At 67.5% G+C, this 19,826-nt stretch carries 19 protein-coding genes; 9 read left to right on the top strand and 10 right to left on the bottom strand.

Annotated elements, in window-relative coordinates; genetic code table 11:
- Positions 1-93 precede the first annotated feature (93 nt).
- Together L2U69_RS03610 and L2U69_RS03605 are read right to left on the bottom strand one after the other, a co-directional pair.
- The gene (locus L2U69_RS03610; protein ID WP_236105012.1) at positions 94-1,038 is read right to left on the bottom strand and encodes a bifunctional riboflavin kinase/FAD synthetase; all 945 of its coding nucleotides are present in this window, start codon (positions 1,036-1,038) and stop codon (positions 94-96) included.
- 40 nt (positions 1,039-1,078) lie between these two features.
- Positions 1,079-1,513: a MaoC family dehydratase gene (locus tag L2U69_RS03605; RefSeq protein ID WP_236105010.1), complete on the bottom strand. Its 435-nt coding sequence runs from the start codon at positions 1,511-1,513 to the stop codon at positions 1,079-1,081.
- Between the two features lie 231 nt (positions 1,514-1,744).
- Here L2U69_RS03605 and L2U69_RS03600 point away from each other — a divergent pair, with 231 nt between their 5' ends.
- Genes L2U69_RS03600 through L2U69_RS03590 form a run of 3 tightly spaced genes read left to right on the top strand, consistent with a single transcriptional unit; the run spans position 1,745 to position 3,727 of the window.
- A complete protein-coding gene (locus L2U69_RS03600) occupies positions 1,745-2,131 on the top strand; it encodes a response regulator (RefSeq protein WP_236105008.1) in 387 nt (128 codons plus the stop codon).
- Positions 2,132-2,142: 11 nt separating this feature from the next.
- On the top strand, positions 2,143-2,874 hold the full coding sequence (locus L2U69_RS03595) for a protein phosphatase CheZ (RefSeq protein ID WP_236105007.1): 732 nt from the start codon (positions 2,143-2,145) through the stop codon (positions 2,872-2,874).
- A 31-nt stretch (positions 2,875-2,905) separates the two neighbouring features.
- Positions 2,906-3,727, top strand: coding sequence for a class I SAM-dependent methyltransferase (locus tag L2U69_RS03590; protein ID WP_236105005.1), 822 nt, complete (start codon positions 2,906-2,908; stop codon positions 3,725-3,727).
- Between the two features lie 15 nt (positions 3,728-3,742).
- Here L2U69_RS03590 and L2U69_RS03585 read toward each other — a convergent pair whose 3' ends face one another.
- The 3 genes from L2U69_RS03585 to L2U69_RS03575 are packed head-to-tail and all read right to left on the bottom strand — an operon-like array spanning position 3,743 to position 6,297.
- A complete protein-coding gene (locus tag L2U69_RS03585; RefSeq protein ID WP_236105003.1) occupies positions 3,743-4,585 on the bottom strand; it encodes a TIGR01459 family HAD-type hydrolase in 843 nt (280 codons plus the stop codon).
- Between the two features lie 17 nt (positions 4,586-4,602).
- Positions 4,603-4,905: a hypothetical protein gene (locus tag L2U69_RS03580; protein ID WP_236105002.1), complete on the bottom strand. Its 303-nt coding sequence runs from the start codon at positions 4,903-4,905 to the stop codon at positions 4,603-4,605.
- Between the two features lie 27 nt (positions 4,906-4,932).
- Entirely contained in the window at positions 4,933-6,297 is a 1,365-nt protein-coding gene (locus tag L2U69_RS03575) for a peptidase C69 family protein (RefSeq protein ID WP_236105000.1), read from the bottom strand.
- Between the two features lie 174 nt (positions 6,298-6,471).
- Between L2U69_RS03575 and L2U69_RS03570 the strand changes: the two genes are divergently transcribed.
- From L2U69_RS03570 to L2U69_RS03560, 3 genes are all read left to right on the top strand, one after another.
- Positions 6,472-6,972 carry a peroxiredoxin gene (locus tag L2U69_RS03570; protein WP_236104998.1) on the top strand — a complete coding sequence of 167 codons (501 nt, stop codon included), beginning with the start codon at positions 6,472-6,474 and terminating at the stop codon, positions 6,970-6,972.
- Positions 6,973-6,975: 3 nt separating this feature from the next.
- Complete coding sequence (locus tag L2U69_RS03565; RefSeq protein ID WP_236104997.1) at positions 6,976-7,308, top strand: nucleoside triphosphate pyrophosphohydrolase family protein; 333 nt, start codon at positions 6,976-6,978, stop codon at positions 7,306-7,308.
- A 266-nt stretch (positions 7,309-7,574) separates the two neighbouring features.
- Positions 7,575-8,807, top strand: coding sequence for a lipid A deacylase LpxR family protein (locus tag L2U69_RS03560; protein WP_236104996.1), 1,233 nt, complete (start codon positions 7,575-7,577; stop codon positions 8,805-8,807).
- Here the strand turns inward: L2U69_RS03560 and rnhA are convergent.
- The 3 genes from rnhA to ispH are packed head-to-tail and all read right to left on the bottom strand — an operon-like array spanning position 8,785 to position 11,150.
- Complete coding sequence (rnhA, locus tag L2U69_RS03555) at positions 8,785-9,234, bottom strand: ribonuclease HI (protein WP_236104994.1); 450 nt, start codon at positions 9,232-9,234, stop codon at positions 8,785-8,787. The genes L2U69_RS03560 and rnhA overlap by 23 nt on opposite strands.
- On the bottom strand, positions 9,227-10,195 hold the full coding sequence (locus L2U69_RS03550) for a homoserine kinase (RefSeq protein WP_236104987.1): 969 nt from the start codon (positions 10,193-10,195) through the stop codon (positions 9,227-9,229). The genes rnhA and L2U69_RS03550 overlap by 8 nt, the downstream gene beginning before the upstream one ends.
- 10 nt (positions 10,196-10,205) lie before the next feature.
- Positions 10,206-11,150, bottom strand: coding sequence for a 4-hydroxy-3-methylbut-2-enyl diphosphate reductase (ispH, locus tag L2U69_RS03545; protein WP_236104985.1), 945 nt, complete (start codon positions 11,148-11,150; stop codon positions 10,206-10,208).
- A gap of 142 nt (positions 11,151-11,292) precedes the next feature.
- Between ispH and L2U69_RS03540 the strand changes: the two genes are divergently transcribed.
- On the top strand, positions 11,293-11,877 hold the full coding sequence (locus L2U69_RS03540; protein ID WP_236104983.1) for a hypothetical protein: 585 nt from the start codon (positions 11,293-11,295) through the stop codon (positions 11,875-11,877).
- A 494-nt stretch (positions 11,878-12,371) separates the two neighbouring features.
- The gene (hemA, locus tag L2U69_RS03535; RefSeq protein WP_236104982.1) at positions 12,372-13,583 is read left to right on the top strand and encodes a 5-aminolevulinate synthase; all 1,212 of its coding nucleotides are present in this window, start codon (positions 12,372-12,374) and stop codon (positions 13,581-13,583) included.
- A 130-nt stretch (positions 13,584-13,713) separates the two neighbouring features.
- On the opposite strand, the gene L2U69_RS03530 is transcribed toward hemA, so the two are convergent.
- Complete coding sequence (locus L2U69_RS03530; protein ID WP_236104980.1) at positions 13,714-14,232, bottom strand: DUF2937 family protein; 519 nt, start codon at positions 14,230-14,232, stop codon at positions 13,714-13,716.
- Between the two features lie 129 nt (positions 14,233-14,361).
- Positions 14,362-18,099 carry a vitamin B12-dependent ribonucleotide reductase gene (locus L2U69_RS03525; protein ID WP_236104978.1) on the bottom strand — a complete coding sequence of 1,246 codons (3,738 nt, stop codon included), beginning with the start codon at positions 18,097-18,099 and terminating at the stop codon, positions 14,362-14,364.
- 423 nt (positions 18,100-18,522) lie between these two features.
- Between L2U69_RS03525 and L2U69_RS03520 the strand changes: the two genes are divergently transcribed.
- Positions 18,523-19,794, top strand: coding sequence for an ABC transporter substrate-binding protein (locus tag L2U69_RS03520; protein WP_236104975.1), 1,272 nt, complete (start codon positions 18,523-18,525; stop codon positions 19,792-19,794).
- Positions 19,795-19,826 lie beyond the last annotated feature (32 nt).

Genomic DNA, 19,826 nt, shown 5'->3' with positions numbered 1-19,826 from the left:
GTGACGGGCCGTCGGGCGGCCCCGAAAATGGTTCGTGGTTTTAACAGGCGGGCCCTTGGCCGTCCAGCCGGGCACCCTGGCGGCGTCGGCGGATCAGGCCGACGCGGCGGTAATTCGGCGCGCCTCGGCGCTGTCGGCCGCGATCTGCGCCTTCAGCGCCTCGAGGCCGTCGAACTTCCGCTCGGGCCGGATGAAGGCGAGCAGGCGCACTTCGATCCGGCGGCCGTAGAGATCCTCCGCGAAGTCGAAGAGATGGACTTCCAGATTCTCGTCCGGCTTGCCGAAGGTGGGGCGGCGGCCGATGTTGGCGACGCCGGGCACCACGCGCCCGTCGTCCAGCACCACCCGCACCGCATAGACCCCGAGGGCGGGGCGCAGATAGTCGCCGAGGGCGATGTTGGCGGTCGGAAAGCCGATGGTGCGGCCGCGCTGGTCGCCCCGCAGCACGGTGCCGGTGACCGACCAGGGCCGCCCCAATTGCGCATTGGCCAGGGCGACGTCGCCGGTCTGGAGCGCCTTTCGAATGGCGCTCGACGAGAAACTCTCGCCCGGGACGCAGTCGCTGTCGCCGACGGGATCGAGCACGGTGACGCCGAAGCCCTCCATCTCGCCCATGTAGCGCAGCAGGGCGACGTCGCCGCTGCGGCTCTTGCCGAAGCAGAAGTCGAAGCCGACGACGATATGAACCATGCGCAGGCGCCGGACCAGCAGATCGATCACGAAATCCTCGGCCCGCATGGCGGCGAGATCGGCGTCGAAGGGCAGCACCACGGTCCCGGCGACGCCGAGTGCGTCCAATTCACGCAGCTTGTCGGCATCGGGCGTCAGCCGGAAGGGGGGCGTATCCGGGTTGAAGACGGCGCGGGGGTGCGGCTCGAAGGTCAGGACCCCGGCGATGGCGCCCATTTCCCCGGCGATGGCTTCCGCCGTCTCGATCAGGCTCTGATGGCCGCGATGGACGCCGTCGAAGTTGCCGACCGCCAGCACCGCGCCCTGCAGGGCGGGCGGTATCGCGTCGAGCCGGTCGACGGTCAGCATGGCGGGCGCGGGGGGAGGGGGCGCGGGACGGGGCGGACGGTCAGACGGCGACGGGACGTCCCGGCACCATGACCGTCGCCTCGCCGTCGACGACGACGCGGCCCTTGATCTGGCAGGTCGTGCGCAGGACGACGCGCTTCTTGCCCGGATCCAGCTCGACCACCTCGGCCTTCGCGGTCACGGTGTCGCCGATGCGCACCGGCGCCTTGAACTTCAGGGTCTGGCCGACGTAGATCGCGCCCGGGCCCGGCAGCTTGGTGCCGAGAACGGCGGAGATCAGGCCGGCCGACAGCATGCCGTGGGCGATCCGTTCCTTGAAGGGCGTGGTGGCGGCATATTCGGCGTCCAGATGGACCGGATTGGTATCGCCCGAGACGCCCGCGAACATCAGGATGTCGGCTTCGGAGACGGTCTTGGCGAAGGTGGCGGATTGGCCGACCGAGAGGTCTTCGAAATAGAGGCCCTGTTGCGACATCTTTCGTTCCTGTCCGTGGTTTCGCCGTGCCGGCGTAGAGGCAGCGGACCTTAAAGGCGCGTCCGGTCGGGTGCAAGGGACGCGGAAAGCGCCCGCGCCGATTTACGCTTTCTTAGCCGAAATCGACCACGATCGGCGGGCCGGGACAATCTCGTCCGGCCACTCGCCCCCTCTCCCTTCGGGCGGGGCGTGGCACAACCGCTTAGAGAAACGTGACGAGGCTTGAACGCCATGGCAGTCGATCTGCAAATGCCCATCCTGATCGTCGACGATTATAAGACGATGCTTCGGATCATCCGCAATCTCCTGAAGCAGCTCGGATTCGACAATGTGGACGAGGCGACGGACGGCGAGCAGGCGCTGACCCGTCTGAAGGCGAAGCCCTATGGCCTGATCATCTCGGACTGGAACATGGAACCCATGACCGGCTACGAACTGCTGAAGCAGGTCCGCGCCGATGATGGCCTGAAGGGCACCCCCTTCATCATGATCACGGCCGAATCGAAGACCGAGAACGTGATCGCCGCAAAGCAGGCGGGCGTGAACAACTATATCGTGAAGCCTTTCAACGCCGAGACGCTCAAGACCAAGATGCGCGCCGTCCTCGGCGATTTCTGAGGAGATGGCCCATGTTCGGCGATGACATCAACGACCAGATCGCCGTTCTCGTCGATCATCTGCGCAAGCGCGGTGCCCCCGGGCCCAACCTCGTCGAGGTGGCCTCGGTCACCGAGGTGCTGATCGCGACCATGCAGGCCTATTTCCGCTCCATCGACACGTCGATCTACCGCGAATTCCGCGAGCTCTCGGATTATATCGCCAAGGCGCGGGGCGAGATCGCGTCGCTCCGGCCGAGCGACCTCCAGCGCGACCGCCTGCCGCGCGCCGGCAAGGAACTCGAAGCCATCGTGCGTTCGACGGAAGAGGCGACCAACAAGATCATGGCCGCGGCGGAGGCGGTCATGGCCGCCGATCCCGCCGCCGACGATTTCCGTACCCTCGTCTCGGACCGCTGCATGGAGATCTTCGAGGCCTGTTCGTTCCAGGACATCACGGGCCAGCGCATCTCCAAGGTGGTCGAGACCCTGACCTATATCGAGGAGCGGGTCGGGCGCCTCAAGGATGCGCTCGGCAGCGAACTGCAGGATGGACCGCCCGACGAGGACCGGCGCAAGGGCGACGAGGTGCTGCTGAACGGCCCCGCGCTCGAGGGCGAGGGCATCGCCCAGGACGAGGTCGACAAGCTGATGGGCGACGGCGAGGCGCCGGCCGGGCCCGCGAAATCCCGGCCCGCGCCGGCGCCGGCGCCGACCCCCGGCGACAAGGTCAGTCAGGCCGACATCGACGCCTTGTTCGAGTGACACTATTCTCCCCGCGCCGAGGGAGGATTGCGTGTCGATCGATCTGACGGGAGTACCCGAAACCCTGCTCATTCCGCTCTATGCGCAATGGCGGGAAAACCGGCGGTCCAGGCCGCTCATCAAAGATCCTTCCGTCGACGACATCGTCGCCCGGCTCGATCCGCCGTTCGACAAGTTCGTACCGAGCACGGTCGATCGAATCATCGTCATCCTGCGCAAGAAGATCATCGACGGCATGGTGAAGACCCATCTGAGCCGCCACCGCGGTCATGCCGTGGTGATCAATCTCGGCTGTGGGCTCTGCACCCGATTCGCCCGGCTCGACGACGGTGGCGCCGAATGGTTCGACATCGACCTCGCCGAGGTGGAGCCGTTCTGGCGCGCCGCCTTTCCGCATCCGGGCAACCGGCGTCACTTCGTGCGCGGCTCCATCAACGATCTCTCCTGCCTGGACCGTCTGCCCCTGGCGGAAGGGGCGGCGCCCATCATCGTCATGGAAGGCGTGTCGATGTATCTGAGCGAGGCGCAGATGCGGACCCTCGTCACCGGTCTCGCGCGGCGCTTTCCGGGCGCGCATTTCATCTTCGACGCCATGGCGTCCTGGGTCGCCATGGGCTCCGCCTTCTATCCGTCGATCACGGTGACGGGGGCCCGCTTCACCTGGGGGCTCGACCGCCCGAAGAGCTGCCAGACCTGGGGCAGGGGCATCCGCCTGCTCCGGGACGAGCCGATCGCCCGCCATCTGAACGCGCTCTACGGTCCGTTCGGCTGGCTGTGGCGTCTCAATCCGCTGGTGCGCGGCGCCTATCGCGTCGTCGCCCTACGCCTGGGGCGAAAGCCGGCGGCCGCCTGAACCGCCGACGGTCCGCTACCAGCGTAGCCGGTCGATGGCGCCCGAGACGTGGAGGCCGTGGGCGTCGAGCCGTTCCGCCAGGCGGATCGGATCGGCCGGGTCGCCCCAGAGATCGGCATGGACGCCGCCGGTGACGAGAAGGGCGGGGATGCCCTGGGCGTTGGCGCCCGGAATATCGGTCTCGATGCCGTCGCCGACGGCGAGCGTGCGGTCCGGTGCGGTGCCGAGTCGCGCGAGGGTCAGGTCGTAGACCCGCGCGTGGGGCTTGCCGTGCCATTCGACCGCGCCCCCCATCTCGGCATAGAGCCGGGCGACGGCGCCGGCACAGGGAATCACCCGGTCGCCGCGCGCGACGATCCGGTCGGGATTGGCGCAGACGAGGGTGAGGCCGGCCTCCAGCCCTTCGGCCAGCACGGCACGATAGTCCGCCGCCGTCTCCGTCTCGTCGTCGAGAAGGCCGCTGCACACGATCGCTTCCGCTTTCGCCACCGAAGCCACGCGCTCGACGTCCAGGCCTTCGAACAGGGGCAGGTCGCGCGGCGGGCCGATATGATAGAGCCGCGCCCCGGACCGGGCGGCGATGGCGGCCCGTGCGGAATCGCCCGAGGTGACGATGTCGTCATAGAGCGCGCGGTCGACGCCGAGACGGTCGAGCTGGGCGACCACCACGTCGGACGGGCGCGGCGCGTTGGACAGCAGGACGACACGGCCGCCGCCGCGCTTGAAGCGGTCGAGGGCGTCGAGCGCCGCCGGAAAGGCGGCGACGCCATTGTGGACGACACCCCAGAGATCGACGATCGCGCCTGCGGCGCCCTCGAACAGCGGGGCGGCGTGGGACAGCATGACGGGAGAGGACATTTCGGCGGTACTCGGACTCATTCGGCGGGGCGCTTCGCCTCGTCTTCGCGGGCGGCGCGGCGCGCCAGGGACAGTTTCAGCTCGGCCAGTTCCTTCAGGGTCTCGCCGTGGCTGCGGCGCAGGAGGTCGAGTTCGGCGAGGAGTTCGGCGCGGTCGCCCGCCCGAAGGAACATCAGATGCCCCTGCAGCGCCGCGAAGAACAGCGCAACGCCGACGATCAGGCCGTTCGTGCCCGGCCAGAGGTCGGCGGCCGCATATCCGGCGGCGGCAGCGACCAGGGCGTAGGAGAGGATGAGCAGGGCTTGAACGGGCAGGGTCATCGGATTCGTTCGGGACTCTCGATCGGGTCAGCGTTCCGGGATGGGCGCTCGGCGCGCCAGGCGGCGCCGATGATAGCGAAAAAACGCGCCGGGCGGGCGTTGGATCGGCGTCGCCTCCGCGATCCGGGTCCAGCGCGCCAGCGCATCCTCGGCGACGTTCCAGGCCGCCTTGGCGACATCGTCGAGCAGATGCCGGCGGTCCACCGCCGAACGGTCCCGCGCCTGCAGGCGGGCGCGCTCCACCTCGGCGATCAGGGCGTCTTCCAGGGCGTCGCGCGCCGGGGCATAGGCGCCGAGGCGGGCCTCGTGGTCGCCGATGACGGCCCGGTGCAGCACTTCCTGACGCCACCACAGGCAATCGGGGTTGTAGCGGTCCGTGGGCAGGGGCTCGTCCACCGGCATGCCGGTCTCGATGAAGAAGGGGCGGAACAGGGCGGTGCAGGGCGCCGCGCCGCCGGTCGCCCAGATCGAGGGCAGCCCTCGGTCGAGACCGGCGACCAGGCTCATGGTCGTCTGGGCCGCGCGCCGGGCCGGGCCGGGCCCGCCATGGGCGCAGATCGTGTCGGGCCAGAGGCCGCCGGGTCGCCAGCCGGGCCGTTCCCCCGCCGCCCCGTGATCGCGCAGGACATGCATCATGTCGCCGAGGTCGATCGTGCCCTCGGCCTGGAGGGCTGTGGCCAGCGCCTCGGCCCTTCGGGCGCGGGGCCCGCCATGGGCCGCCCATTGCAGCCTCGGCGCGGCGAAGGCGGCGGCGAAATCGAAGGGCTTGGTCTCGTCCCACCAGCCGGCATCCCGGGCCGCATCGCGCGCGCCGGACGAAAGCCGCTCGTGGCCGGTTCGAATCGAATAGCGGTTGGACAGGGCGCGCGGCCCCGTCACCCGTTCCACCGCCCAATGGCGCCCGGCGCATTCGAGGACATAGGCTTCGAAGGGATCGGCGACGATGAAGGCGCTGTCGTAGTGGAAGGCATGGCGGTGGCCGCCGTTGCCGCCCTGGCCATGGCGTTCCGCCAGCTGCGTGATGGTCGAGACGGCGGCGGAGGCGGAGGCCGCGCGCTCCAGCCCCAGGCGGACCAGATCCATGCCGGTCAGGGTCGGTCCGTCCTCCGGCCCGACGCGGGAGAAGACGGCTTCGTTGCCGATGGCGACGCCATATTCGTTCACCCCCATCTCCGCCCCCCACATCCAATAGGGCCGGCAGATCAGCAGGGCGGCGGTCTCGTAGACCTGGGGCAGATCGAGATAGGTGGCGTGGACGGTGGCGCCGGGCGCATGGGTGCGCCGGGGCAGAATCTCGATCGCCTGCGCCTCGTCACCCTCGCGGTCGCTGTTCTTGGCGAACAGCATCAGGCCGTCGGGCACGGTCGGCGGCACCACGATGGTGTCGCACATCTGAACTTCTCCTCGTCGGCTCTGGAATAGCAGGCCCGCGCATGTCTTTCCATCGCATGGTCAAGGGCCATCGCATGATCAAGGGCCACAGCATGGTCAAGGGACGGTCTTGGCGTGGGCCGGGGCTTGGGGCTAAATGCGGCGCCGGGGCACCGGCCCAGGAGGAGGACTCGAATGACGATCCAGAACGCGACGATTCGGATCGGCGACATGCTGCCCGAGGCGAAACTGATGACGCCGACCGAGAAGGGGCCGGCACCGCTGTCGACGAATGAGATCTTCGGCGGCAGGACGGTGGCGCTCTTCGCCCTGCCGGGGGCTTATACGCCGACCTGTTCGGCGAAGCACATGCCGGGTTTTCTGGCACTGGCCGGCGACCTGAAGGCCAGGGGCGTCGATACCATCGCCTGTCTTTCGGTCAACGACGCCTTCGTCATGGGGGCCTGGGCCCGCGACCAGAAGGTGGAGGACCGGGTCCTGATGCTGGCGGACGGCAATGGCGATTTCACCCGCGCGCTCGGTCTCGAACTGGATCTTTCGGGTTTCGGCATGGGGCTTCGCTCCAGGCGCTATGCCATGATCGTGCGCGACGGGCGCGTCGCTTGGCTCGGCGTCGAGGACAATCCCTCCCTGGTCGAAGTCTCGTCTGCGGACACATTGATCGGGAACCTCTGAGCCATGAAACGCGATACGACACTGGCCGACTATCAGGCCTTCGCCCGCACCACGGCGGTCTATCCCGCCGAGCGCCGGCTCGAATATCTCGGCCTCGGCCTCGCGTCCGAGGCGGGGGAGGTGGCGGGCGTCGTCAAGAAATGGATCCGCGACGGCACGTCCGAGGACGAGCTTCGCGCCAGGCTCGCCGCCGAGATGGGCGATGTCTGTTGGTATCTGGCGGAACTCTGCTCCGCCGCCGGTCTCGACCTGGGCGACGTCTTCGCCGCCAATATGCGGAAACTCCAGGATCGGATGGATCGTGGGGTCATCAAGGGCGGCGGAGACCACCGCTGATCGGCTATGGTCCGACCGGCCACAGCGTCGGCGAACTCTTCCCAATGCCGGCCCGAATTGGGCTGAAACTCCTTATTTTCCGCCATTTATCCGCCTTCGGGCCGCGTTAACGGATTTTTATCCGTACCGCGACCGGATCGGATGAATTGGGGGCGATTGCTCCCGGTATTGGTTGGTCTATCGGGTGCGAGTGCACCGCATCTGGCGCAAGTTGAACCCACAACGGCGTGACGCCGACAACATGAAATCTCAAGGGTTCAATCGCCATGATCGCCAAGCCAGCGGTCCTGAACAGGACCATCATGTCCGCCGCCCTGCTGTCCGCCGCCCTCGGGGGCGTCGCCGGGGCCGCGCTCAGCGCCGCCGCCTCGAGCTCGATCGTCGACCTCGGTCCGATCTCGATCACCGGTTCCAATTTCGACGTTCCGGCACTGCTCGCCTCGCTCACCCTGAAGTTCGACGGCCGGGGCGGCAGGGCCCTGCCGGGCGGCATACCGGGCGCCGCCGCCGGTGCCGCCTCGGGCGACACGGGCGGCGACGCGGAACCCCGACCGACCGCCACGGCCGGCGAGGATCCGCGTGACGACAAGGGTACCCTGTCGATCCAGATCGAGAACGACAAGTTCGGCGGCGGCACCGATCAGCATTACACCAACGGCATGCGCGCCTCCTATCTGTTCAGCTCCGACGACACGCCGCTGACGGCGGGCGAGATCGCCCGCGCCATGCCCTTCATTCCCGACGAAGGCGTGGTTCGTCTGGGCCTGTCGGTCGGCCAGAGCATCTTCACGCCGGGCCGCAAGGACATGAGCGCCGGCGCGAACGAGGGGCGTCCCTTCGCCGGCTGGCTCTATGGCGGCGTCCAGCTCACCAACGACACCGGCGACCAGCTCGACTCCTACGAACTGCAGGTCGGCGTGGTCGGGCCCAGCGCCGGCGCGGCCGAGGTTCAGGACTGGTTCCACGACGCCATCGGCGTCAGCCCCTTCGACGGCTGGGATTCGCAGCTCTCCGACGAACTGGGCGTCATGCTGTCCTACGAGCGCAAGTGGCGTCTGATCTCGGAATTCCATCCGGGCGGCCTCGGCATCGCGTTCGAGCCGAGCGTCGGCGCCACCCTCGGCAACGTCCACACCTATGCCTCGGCCAGCGCCACGGTGAAGATCGGCAGCGACGTCTCCAGCGACTGGGGCGCGCCGCGCATCCGGACGGCACTGTCCGGCACCGGTTACTTCCGCCCGGTGCATGATTTCGAATGGTACGTCTTCGCCGGGGTCGAGGGCCGCGCCGTCGCCCGCAACATCTTCCTCGACGGCAACAGCTTTCAGGACAGCCACAGCGTCGACAAGAAGAACCTTGTCGCCGATCTCCAGGTCGGCGCCGCCGTCACCCTGGGCGACATGCGCCTGACCTTCACCCAGGTGTTCCGCACCAAGGAATACGTCGGTCAGGCCCGCGGCGACGTCTTCGGTTCCGTCAGCCTGTCCTGGCGGATCTGATGGCGTCCCGCGCGATCTGGTCGACGCGCTCGTTCAGGGGATCGCCGGCGTGGCCCTTGACCCAGTTCCAGTCGATCCGGTGCGGCGCCGTCGCGGCGTCCAGGCGGCGCCACAGGTCCTCGTTCTTCACCGGCTTCTTGGCGGCGGTCTTCCAGCCGTTGCGCTTCCAGCCGGCTAGCCATTTGGTGATGCCGTCCATCACATAGCGGCTGTCGGTGAAGAGGCGGACCTCGGTCGGCCGCTTCAGGGCTTCGAGGGCGGCGATGGCCGCCATCAGTTCCATGCGGTTGTTGGTCGTCTCGGGCTCCCCGCCCGACAATTCCTTCTCCATCCCGCGCCAGCGCAGCAAGGCGCCCCAGCCGCCGGGCCCCGGATTGCCGGAACAGGCGCCATCGGTGTGGATTTCGACCAGGATCTCGTCAGTCATTCGTCAGGCCATAAGTCTCGGGGCCGGATGCTTCCTGATGGAAGCGCAGCTTGTTCAGATATTCGATCGGGTCCTTCGGCCGGACCAGCGCGCCCTGGACCTGATTCAGCCAGTCGTAGAGCCGGGTCAGCAGGAAGCGCAGTGCCGATCCCCGGCACAGCAGGGGCAGGGCGGCGCGTTCGGCGGCGGAAAGCCGCCGGCGCCCGACATAGCCGCGCGACAAGGCCATCGCCTTGGTCGCGTTGAAGGCGCCGTCCGCCTCGAAACACCAGGCGTTCAGGCAGATGGCGAGGTCATAGGCATAGAAGTCGACGCAGGCGAAATAAAAGTCGATCAGGCCCGACACCTCGTCGCCGACGAAGAAGACGTTGTCGGTGAAGAGATCGGCATGGATCACGCCGCGCGGCAGGTCCGCCGGCCAGTTCGCCTCCAGGAAGTCCAGCTCCCGCGCGATGGTGTCGCCGAGGCCCGGCCGGACCATGTCGGCGCTGCCGGCGCAATCCTGCGCCAGCCTGCGCCAGCCGGCCAGCGACAGCGCATTCTCCCGCACCAAGGCGAAATCGGCGCCCGCCGCGTGCAGCCCGGCCAGGGCGCCGCCGACGCTGGCGCATTGGCGGACGTTGGGGCGTTTCGGCGACATGCCCGACAGGAAGGAGACGATCACCGCCGGCCGCCCGGCCAGCCGGCGGAGCGCGCGGCCGTCGCGGCCGTGGATCGGCGTCGGGCACGACAGGCCCGCCTGCGCCAGATGATCCATCAGGCCGACGAAGAAGGGCAGGTCGGCTTCCGCCACCCGCTTCTCGAACAGGGTCAGGATGAAGCGATCCCGCGTCGTCTCCAGCAGGTAGTTGGTGTTCTCGACACCTTCGGCGATGCCCTTGAGGCTGAGCATGTCGCCGAGGTCGTATTCGGCGAGGAACGCGGCAAGCGCCACGTCGTCGACTTCGGTATAGACGGCCATTTCCGGAACTTCAGGCGATCAGCGCGCGGGGAACCTTGAACTGGATGCGTTCCTCGGTGACGGTCACCTGTTCGACCGTCACCTCGTAGCGCTGGCGGAAGGCCTCGATCAATGCCTCGACCAGGCTTTCGGGGGCGGAGGCGCCGGCGGTGATGCCGACCGTGGCGGCGCCGTCGAGACGCGACCAGTCCAATTCGCCGGCATGCTGGATGCGCAGCGCCGTTCGGGCGCCGGCCCTGGCGCCGACCTCGACCAGGCGGACGGAATTGGACGAATTGGGCGCGCCGATGACGATCAGCGCGTCGCAGCGTGCCGCGATCGCCTTGACCGCCGCCTGGCGGTTGGTGGTCGCGTAGCAGATGTCTTCCTTGTGGGGCGCCTGGATCGAGGGGAAACGCGCCTGCAGGGCAGCGACGATGCCGGCCGTATCGTCCACCGACAGGGTGGTCTGGGTGATGAAGGCGAGGCCCGTCGCCTCGGGCACCACGAGGCCGGCGACATCCTCGACGGTCTCGACCAGGGTGATGGCGCCTTCGGGCAATTGTCCCATGGTGCCGACGACTTCCGGGTGTCCGGCATGGCCGATCATCAGCAGATGCAGGCCCTGGGCATGCAGGCGTTCCGCCTCGACATGGACCTTGGAGACGAGGGGGCAGGTGGCGTCGAGATAGGAAAGGCCGCGCTGGCGCGCGTCGGCCGGCACCGATTTCGGCACGCCATGGGCGGAGAAGACGACATGGGCGTCGGCCGGCACCTCGTCCAGCTCCTCGACGAAGATGGCGCCCTTGGCCTCCAGCGATTCGACGACGGTGCGGTTGTGGACGATCTCGTGCCGGACGTAGATCGGCGGCCCGAAGCGCTCCAGCGCCAGTTCGACGATCTGGATCGCCCGGTCTACACCGGCGCAGAAGCCGCGCGGCGCGGCGAGCAGGATGGTCAGGGCGGGTTTCGTCATCGGTCCGTACTGTCTCTCGCGGGCCTTCGCCGTCCGGCCGAAGCGGCGCGGGCGGCTCGGCTTGTGCCGGGAAGGGGCCTTGTCTAGAGTGCGCCGACCATAATCCTTACCGCCAGCGAAAGGAAAGCAAAGGATGGCCGACTTGGCTCGGAGCGCGAAGACCCATGGTTCCGCCGCGCGGGCGCGGCGCCTGGCCGGGGGCTTGTTCGGCCTCCTCCTGGCGGCCGGTCTTTCCGCCTGCGGCGGCGGCGAGGCGCCGACGGCCGCCGCCGATCCCGCGAATCCCTGCCCCACGGTCTCGGTGCTTTCCGATGCGACGACCCTGACGCGTTTCGCCGAAGGGGCCGGCCGCACGCCCGACGACGTCACCTTCGAGGTCGAGATGATCGACGCCAAGGGCGTATGCGAGGCGACGGGGCCCGACCAGGTCACCGCGACCGTCGCCATGTCTCTGTTCCTGCGGCGCGGCCCGGCGGGTGGCGAACTGAGAAGTGTCGACGTGCCCTTCTTCGTCGCCCTGACCGAGACGAACACCAGGGTCGTCAGCCGCGCCAGCTATGTCACGAGCATCCCGATCGCATCGAACAGGATTACCGGCGGCGTGGTGGAGCACGTCACCATCACAGTGCCACTGCAGGGCAAATCGCCTTTCGCCTATGAAATCATCGGCGGCATGCAGCTCACCGCCGCCGAACTGGCCGAGGAACGCCGTCGCCGGGGCCGCTGAGCCCGGCGGGATCGCCACCGCACCGTAATGTGGCCGCCGTCACAGCGCACGCCCCGCGAATCCGCCATCGTCCCCCCGTGCCGCGCGGCTCTGCCGCCGGCGGTCGCCGGTCGGGGGACGGGCGACCAGGGCGGCGGGATGTCGGGGGGCATTCCGCCGTCCGCTTTTTCGGATCCGACTGGACCGCGTTACAGGCTGGCCTGTTTCAGGCCGGCGCCGGGCGCCCGCCCGTTCCGGGGGGAGGTCAGGCGGCGCCCGCCTGCGTCAACATGCGCCCTCGCATTTGTCGATCAGCTTTGCCTTGGATCAAGTCGTCGTTATAGGATTTGTGAACCAATGCTGACGATGATGCCTGCTGTGAGGTGTCTCATCGGGTATGCGGGCGTTGCCGCCGAACCATTCCGGGCCTGGCCGTCGTGGCGAGGGCCATGGGGTTCGGAATGTTGCGGTAAGGAACCGATGCTCGTTCGCGAATGGTTTCCGGGACGGGGCGAATGAACTACGACGAGAAATTTTCGAACGCCATTGCCGACCTCAAGCGGGAAGGCCGTTATCGTATCTTCGCCGATCTCAAGCGCCATTGCGGGGCCTTTCCCCGCGCCACCTGGCAGGGGCCGAACGGCCCGAAGGAAATCACCGTCTGGTGTTCCAACGATTATCTGGGCCAGGGCCAGAATTCCGAAGTCCTCGCCGCCATGCACGAGGCGCTGGACGTCTACGGCGCCGGCGCCGGCGGCACGCGCAATATTTCGGGCACCAGCCGCGCCCATGTCCTGCTCGAGGATGAACTCGCCAGCCTGCACCGGAAGGAAGCGGCGCTGATCTTCTCGTCGGGCTTCGTTTCGAACGAAGCGGCGCTGTCGGCCCTGTCGCGGGTGCTGAAGGGCGTCACCGTCTTCTCGGACGAGTTGAACCATGCCTCCATGATCGAGGGTATCCGCCACGGCGGCGCCCCCAAGCGCATCTTCCGCCACAACGACGTGAAGCATCTGGTCGAGCTTCTGAAGGAGAGCGACCCGAACGCGCCCAAGATCATCGCCTTCGAAAGCGTCTATTCGATGGACGGCGACATCGCCCCGCTGGCGGATTTCGTCGAAGTCGCGAAGAAATACAACGCGCTCACCTATCTCGATGAAGTCCATGCCGTCGGCCTCTACGGCGAGCAGGGCGCGGGCGTCGCCGAGGCGACGGGCACCATGGGCGACATCGATGTGATCGAGGGCACCCTGGGCAAAGCCTTCGGCGCCATGGGCGGCTATATCGCCGGCTCCTCGGTGATGGTCGACTGCGTGCGCTCCTATGCGCCGGGCTTCATCTTCACCACCTCGCTGGCGCCGGTGATCGCGGCGGGGGCCTGCGCCTCGATCCAGTATCTGCGCCGCCACAACGATCTCCGCGAACGCCATCAGGAGCGCGCCGCCACCCTGAAGCGCAAGCTGGCCGATGCCGGCCTGCCGGTGATGCAGTCGCCGTCCCACATCGTGCCGGTCATGGTGGGCGATCCGGTGCGCTGCAAGGCGATCTCTGACGAACTGCTGGCGGTGGACGGCATCTACGTCCAGCCGATCAATTTCCCGACCGTGCCGCGCGGCACCGAACGGCTGCGCTTCACGCCGTCGCCGTTCCACGACGATCCCATGATGGACAAGCTGGTCGCCGCCCTCGACCGCATCTGGACCGCCGCCCGCCTGCCACGCGCGGCCTGAGCGGGCGAACGATGCGCTTCCCCCCACGCGCGTCATCCCGGCGAAGGCCGGGATCTTCCGACGGAAGAGCGCCCTCATCGGAGGGAGGTCCCGGCCTTCGCCGGGACGACGGCTTTTGGGGAAGGGGCGGTCAGCGCCGTGCGCTGCTGCCGTTCGGGGGCATCCGGAGCTTCCTGCGGCGCGGGCGGAAGAGGGCGGCGAAAGCACCGAACAGGGCCCAGCCGCCGAGAACGCCGGCACCGCCGAAAATCGGATCCAGGGTCGCCGTGACCTCATAAGCCGACAGGGTGTCGCGCAGCAATTCGCTGTCCGCGCCCTGGGTCATCACCCACAGTTTGTCGATACCGCCGGGGGCGGCGGAGAGCGCCGCCATCTCCGCCGCGAGCTGGTCGCGGCGCATTTCCAGGGCCACCATGCGGTCGGCCGTGCCGCGCACGGCGCTGTCGCCCGAGTCCCGGTGGCGGGCGGCGAGCTGATCGAAGCTCAGGCCCTCGGCCTCGGCCTGCACGGTGAAGGCATCCACCAGCTTCTGCACTTCGCCCAGAGCGCCGCCCAGCCGCTGCTCGTAGGCACGGACGAAATTCGGCACCTGGCTGGCCCCGATGCCGCCGGCGAGTACGAAGATGATCAGGAACAGATGCCGAATCATGGCGCGTCCCCTGTGTGTAAGCCCACCCCATGAGTGCGGGGGGCGGCGGAAACTGTCAACCGACGTCGCGTAAAGCAAGGGCGCCGCCGCTTTCGCGACGGCGCCCCGGCAATCCTCGCGATCCCGACCTTACGAGCAGCCGCTGGTCGAACCGCAGGTCTCGCACTTCAGGCAGGTCCCGTTGCGCACCAGGGTGAAGTTGCCGCAATCGCCGCAGGCATCGCCGACGTAACCCTTCACGCGCGCCTCGCGGATACGGGCGAGGCGGGTTTCGGCGGCGGAGACGGCGACGCCGGCGGCGCTGACCGCGTCGGTGCCGGTTGCCGCATGGGCCGCGACCGCGACGTCGTGGTCGCCGACCAGGGCGACCGCTTCCGCCGTCTCGGCCTCTACCGCGTGGCTGCCGGCCTGGGCCGCCTGGCGCAGGCCCTGCGCCGCCGCATTGAGGACATAGAGGTTGGAGCGGACATAGCCGTTGGAGACCGGCGCGGTCACCGCGGCCTGATAGGCGGCGGCCTTGGCGTCGACCGCCTCGCGGCGTTCCGGCGCGCCGTCGAGGGCGGCTTCGTCGGCGCCGTCGCCCATGGCGTCGAAGCGCAGGTCCGCCGGCTCGACATGAGCGAGGTCGTTGCGGCCGAGGTAGGAAACGGCCAGTTCGCGGAAGACGTAGTCGAGGATCGAGGTCGCCATCTTGATGACCTCGTTACCTTCGACCATGCCCGCCGGCTCGAAGCGGGTGAAGGTGAAGGCGTCCACGAATTCCTCCAGCGGCACGCCGTACTGCAGGCCGATCGAGACCGCGATGGCGAAATTGTTCATCAGGCTGCGGAAGGCGGCGCCTTCCTTGTGCATGTCGATGAAGAGTTCGCCGATCTTGCCGTCGTTGTATTCGCCGGTGCGCAGATAGACCTTGTGGCCGCCGACATTCGCCTTCTGGGTATAACCCTTGCGGCGGTGGGGCAGGCGCTCGCGGACGCCGACGCCGGGCACGATCTTCTCGACCACGCGCTCGACGATGCGTTCGGCGATGACCTGGCCCTTGACCATGGGGGTCGCATCCTCGCCCACCTCGTCCTCGACATCCTCGAGGATCTGCGCGGCGAGGGGCTGCGACAGTTTCGAGCCGTCGCGATAGAGCGCATTGGCCTTCAGCGCCAGACGCCAGGACAGCAGATAGGCTTCCTTGCAATCCTCGACCGTGGCCGAGGACGGCATGTTGATGGTCTTGGAAATCGCACCCGAGATGAAGGGTTGGGCCGCCGCCATCATGCGGATGTGGCTGTCGACCGAGAGGAAGCGCTTGCCGATCCGGCCGCAGGGATTGGCGCAGTCGAACACCGGCAGATGCTCGTCCTTCAGGTGCGGCGCGCCCTCGAGGGTCATGGCGCCGCAGACGTAGACATTCGCCAGTTCGACGTCGGCCTTGGAAAAGCCCAGCGCGCCGAGGAAATCGAAGCTCGGGTCATCCAGCTTCTCGGCCGGCAGCTTCAGCGTGTCGATGCAGAATTCCTCGCCGAAGGTCCATTTGTTGAAGGCGAACTTCAGGTCGAAGGCGGACTTCAGGTTCTTCTCGACCGCCTCGATCTGGGCCGGGCCGAAGCCCTTGGCCTTCAGCGCGGCGTGGGAGAGGGCGGGGGCGCCATCCAGCGTGCCGTGGCCGACCGCGTAATCGACGATGTCACGGATCTCCGCCTCGCCATAGCCGAGGGTCGCGAGCGCCACCGGCACGATGCGGTTGATGATCTTGAAATAGCCGCCGCCGGCCAGCTTCTTGAACTTCACCAGGGCGAAGTCGGGCTCGATACCGGTGGTGTCGCAATCCATGACGAGGCCGATGGTGCCGGTCGGCGCGATCACCGTCGCCTGGGCGTTGCGATAGCCGTGCTGCTCGCCGAGTTCGAGGGCGCGGTCCCAGGCCGCCTTGGCGGCGGTGGACAGGCTCATCTCGCGCAGATTGGCATGGTCGAGGGCGACCGGCAGGGTGCGCAGCCCCTCGTAGCCGGCGGCAAGACCGTGTGCGGCGCGGCGATGGTTGCGCACGACGCGCAGCATCGGTTCGCGGTTGTCGGCAAAGCCCGGGAAGGCGCCCAGCTCGCGCGCCATCTCGGCGGACGTCGCATAGGCGACGCCGGTCATGATGGCCGAGATGGCACCGCCGAGGGCGCGGCCCTCGTCCGAGTCATAGGAGAGGCCCGAGGCCATCAGATAGCCGCCGATGTTGGCGAAGCCGAGGCCGAGGGTGCGGTAGCGATAGGACAGCTCGGCGATCTTGGGCGAGGGGAACTGCGCCATGGTCACCGAGATTTCGAGGACCAGGGTCCACAGACGCACGCCATGCTCGAAATCGGCGACGTTGAAGGTGCCGTCCTCGTTGCGGAAGGTCAGCAGGTTCAGGGACGCCAGATTGCACGCCGTATCGTCCAGGAACATATATTCCGAGCACGGGTTGGAGGCGCGGATCGGGCCCGAATTCGAGCAGGTGTGCCAGTCGTTGATGGTGCTGTGGTACTGGATGCCCGGGTCGGCGCACTGCCAGGCGGCGGTGCCGATCTTCTCCCACAGGTCCTTGGCCTTCACGGTCTTCGAGACCTTGCCGGTGGTGCGATAGGTCAGGTTCCAGTCGGCATCCGCCAGCACGGCGTCCAGGAATTCGTCGGTGACGCGGACGGAATTGTTGGAGTTCTGGCCGGAGACGGTCAGATAGGCGTCCGAATCCCAATCGGTGTCATAGACGCGGAATTCGAGATCGCGGTATCCCTGCTTCGCGAACTGGATCGCACGCTGGATGTAATTGTCGGGGATCATCGCCTTGCGGGCCGCCTTGACCGCGGCCTTCAGACCGTCGTTCCGCTTCGGATCGAAGCGGGCTTCGCCGCCGACCGTATCGACATGGCAGGCCGCCAGGATCGCGTTCATGTGGAACTCGGCGTGCTTCGAGCCGGCGACCAGGGCCGCGACCTTCTGCTCCTCGATCACCTTCCAGTCGATGAATTCCTCGATGTCCGGATGGTCGATGTCGACCACCACCATCTTGGCGGCGCGGCGGGTGGTGCCGCCCGACTTGATGGCGCCGGCCGCCCGGTCGCCGATCTTCAGGAAGGACATCAGGCCCGACGACTTGCCGCCGCCGCCGAGGCGCTCGTTCGCCGCGCGCAGCTTGGAGAAATTGGTGCCGGTGCCGGAACCGTATTTGAACAGGCGCGCTTCGCGGATCCACAGGTCCATGATGCCGCCGTCGTTCACCAGATCGTCCTCGATGCCCTGGATGAAGCAGGCATGGGGCTGCGGGCGTTCGTAGGCGGAGGTGGAGCGGGTGACCTTGCCGGTCTTCTCGTCGACGTAATAATGGCCCTGGGCCGGACCGTCGATGCCATAGGCCCAATGCAGGCCGGTGTTGAACCACTGCGGCGAATTGGGGGCGCAGCGCTGGGTCGCCAGCATGTGGGCGAGCTCGTCGCGGAACGCCAGCGCATCGGCTTCCGCGTCGAACATACCCGACTTCCAGCCCCAATAGGTCCAGGTGCCGGCGAGACGGTCGAAGACCTGGGTCGCGTTGCGCTCGTCGCCGAAACGCTCGTCCTCGGGCAGGGCGGCAAGGGCGGCGTCGTCGGCCACGGAACGCCACAGCCAGGACGGCACGCCCTTTTCCTTCACCTTCTTCAGGCGCGCCGGAACGCCGGCCTTGCGGAAGTACTTCTGGGCCAGGATGTCGGTCGCGACCTGGCTCCAGTCGGCCGGGACCTGCATGTCCGCGAGCTTGAAGACGACCGAACCGTCCGGATTACGGATCTCGCTCGAAACGCTGGTGAATTCGATCCCCGCATAGGGAGAATTGCCTTCGGTCGTGAATCGCCGCTCGATCCGCATTGTTTCTGGTCCCCGGATTTGATGTGCTCGCCCTGCCGACAGGCCGACGGCCCGCCACCCCGCCCACTGTTCTGCGCGCCGGAAACCCCATAGGTTGGGTGACGCGCCGTGGTTGGACACAAACTGTAGGCCCGGCGCGTGCGAGTCGGAACGAAAAAATCTGCCTTCGACACAAGATTTTGTGCTTGCCACCGGCGCAGGCGCCGATTCACACAAAATCCAGCAGGCGAAGCGGTCTTCCCGTACCGCGAAAATCCCGCAACGCCCCGAAGTGCAAACGACCCCCATCGCCTGCGAATTGGCCAAGACGGCGAAATCGGGACGCCAGGCTTCGCACAGATTTGACACCCCGGCTCATTGTCCTACCATCCATCCCCATCTCACAAACCGCGAACGCACGGTGCCTGCACCGGGGGGATAATCATGTTCAGGACGAAAGCATTATTATTCGGTGGCGCGGTGCTGATGGCCGGATCTCTCGCTTCACAGGCGCGGGCCGAGGAAATTTCTATTTCCTGCGGGGCGCTGGGCATCGAGCTTCAGCTCTGCCAGGACGGCGTGACACGCTGGTCCGAGAAGACGGGCCATACGGTGAAGGTGGTCTCCACCCCCAATTCGGCGACGGAACGCCTGGCGCTCTATCAGCAGATCCTGGCGGCCGGCGCCGGCGACATCGACGTGCTGCAGGTCGACGTCATCTGGCCGGGCATCCTGGGCGAGCATCTGATCGACCTCTCGCCCTATGCCGGTGATGCGCCGAAGGCCCATTTCCAGGCGATCGTCGACAACAACACGGTCGATGGCGAATTGAAGGCCATGCCCTGGTTCACCGATGCCGGCGTACTTTTCTACAGGAAGGACCTGCTGGCGAAATACGGCCGCGCGGCGCCGAGCACCTGGGCGGAGATGGCGGAGACCGCGCGCATCGTGCAGGACGGCGAACGCGCCGCCGGCGGCGACGGTCTCTGGGGTTATGTCTTCCAGGGACGGGTCTACGAGGGCCTGACCTGCAACGGCCTCGAATGGCTCGATTCCTATGGCGCCGGCACCATCGTCGATGCCGAGGGCGAGGTGACGGTGGACAATCCCGCCGCCGTTGCAGCCCTGACCGAGGCCGCCGGCTGGATCGGCACGATCTCGCCCCAGGGCGTCCTCAATTATACGGAGGAAGAGGCGCGGGGCGTGTTCCAGTCGGGCAATGCGGTGTTCATGCGCAACTGGCCCTATGCCTGGGCCTTGGCGCAGTCGGACGACAGCCCGGTGAAGGACAAGGTCGGCGTCGTCGCCCTGCCCATGGGGGGCGAAGCGGGCCATCACACCGGCACCCTCGGCGGCTGGAATCTCGCCGTCTCGAAATATTCGGCCCATCCCGAGATCGCGGCCGATCTCGTCATGTTCCTGACCTCGGCCGAGGAACAGAAGCGCCGGGCCATCGAAGGTTCCTACAACCCGACCGTCGCCGCCCTCTACGAGGACGCCGAGGTTCTGGCGGCCGTGCCCTTCTTCGGCGATCTCTACGACACGTTCACCAATGCCGTCGCGCGGCCGTCGCGGGCGACCGGGGCCAAATATAACCGCGTCTCCGCCGCCTTCGCCGAAACCGTCCATGAAGTGCTGAACGGCAAGGCCGAAGCGGCACCGGCGCTGGCCGAACTCGCGGATACGCTCGCCGGACTCAAGCGCCGCGGCTGGTAAGGGCAGGGTGGTGCAGGCGCGTATCGGCCTCG

It is taken from the genome of Zavarzinia marina, from assembly GCF_021568905.1.
GTDB classification, from domain to species: domain Bacteria; phylum Pseudomonadota; class Alphaproteobacteria; order Zavarziniales; family Zavarziniaceae; genus Zavarzinia; species Zavarzinia marina.
The sequence above is the reverse complement of the archived record's forward strand: the minus strand, read 5'-3'. Positions and strand labels throughout refer to the sequence as shown.

Bases quoted from the DNA above. Each gene is read 5' to 3' on its own strand.
- L2U69_RS03600 (WP_236105008.1), top strand. From the start codon at position 1,745: ATGGCAGTCGATCTGCAAATGCCCATCCTGATCGTCGACGATTATAAG.
- L2U69_RS03525 (WP_236104978.1), bottom strand. From the start codon at position 18,099: ATGCGGATCGAGCGGCGATTCACGACCGAAGGCAATTCTCCCTATGCG.
- L2U69_RS03550 (WP_236104987.1), bottom strand. From the start codon at position 10,195: ATGGCCGTCTATACCGAAGTCGACGACGTGGCGCTTGCCGCGTTCCTC.
- L2U69_RS03560 (WP_236104996.1), top strand. From the start codon at position 7,575: ATGATCGCCAAGCCAGCGGTCCTGAACAGGACCATCATGTCCGCCGCC.
- L2U69_RS03570 (WP_236104998.1), top strand. From the start codon at position 6,472: ATGACGATCCAGAACGCGACGATTCGGATCGGCGACATGCTGCCCGAG.
- L2U69_RS03575 (WP_236105000.1), bottom strand. From the start codon at position 6,297: ATGTGCGACACCATCGTGGTGCCGCCGACCGTGCCCGACGGCCTGATG.
- L2U69_RS03580 (WP_236105002.1), bottom strand. From the start codon at position 4,905: ATGACCCTGCCCGTTCAAGCCCTGCTCATCCTCTCCTACGCCCTGGTC.
- L2U69_RS03585 (WP_236105003.1), bottom strand. From the start codon at position 4,585: ATGTCCTCTCCCGTCATGCTGTCCCACGCCGCCCCGCTGTTCGAGGGC.
- L2U69_RS03610 (WP_236105012.1), bottom strand. From the start codon at position 1,038: ATGCTGACCGTCGACCGGCTCGACGCGATACCGCCCGCCCTGCAGGGC.
- L2U69_RS03565 (WP_236104997.1), top strand. From the start codon at position 6,976: ATGAAACGCGATACGACACTGGCCGACTATCAGGCCTTCGCCCGCACC.
- L2U69_RS03595 (WP_236105007.1), top strand. From the start codon at position 2,143: ATGTTCGGCGATGACATCAACGACCAGATCGCCGTTCTCGTCGATCAT.
- ispH (WP_236104985.1), bottom strand. From the start codon at position 11,150: ATGACGAAACCCGCCCTGACCATCCTGCTCGCCGCGCCGCGCGGCTTC.
- hemA (WP_236104982.1), top strand. From the start codon at position 12,372: ATGAACTACGACGAGAAATTTTCGAACGCCATTGCCGACCTCAAGCGG.
- rnhA (WP_236104994.1), bottom strand. From the start codon at position 9,234: ATGACTGACGAGATCCTGGTCGAAATCCACACCGATGGCGCCTGTTCC.
- L2U69_RS03530 (WP_236104980.1), bottom strand. From the start codon at position 14,232: ATGATTCGGCATCTGTTCCTGATCATCTTCGTACTCGCCGGCGGCATC.
- L2U69_RS03605 (WP_236105010.1), bottom strand. From the start codon at position 1,513: ATGTCGCAACAGGGCCTCTATTTCGAAGACCTCTCGGTCGGCCAATCC.
- L2U69_RS03520 (WP_236104975.1), top strand. From the start codon at position 18,523: ATGTTCAGGACGAAAGCATTATTATTCGGTGGCGCGGTGCTGATGGCC.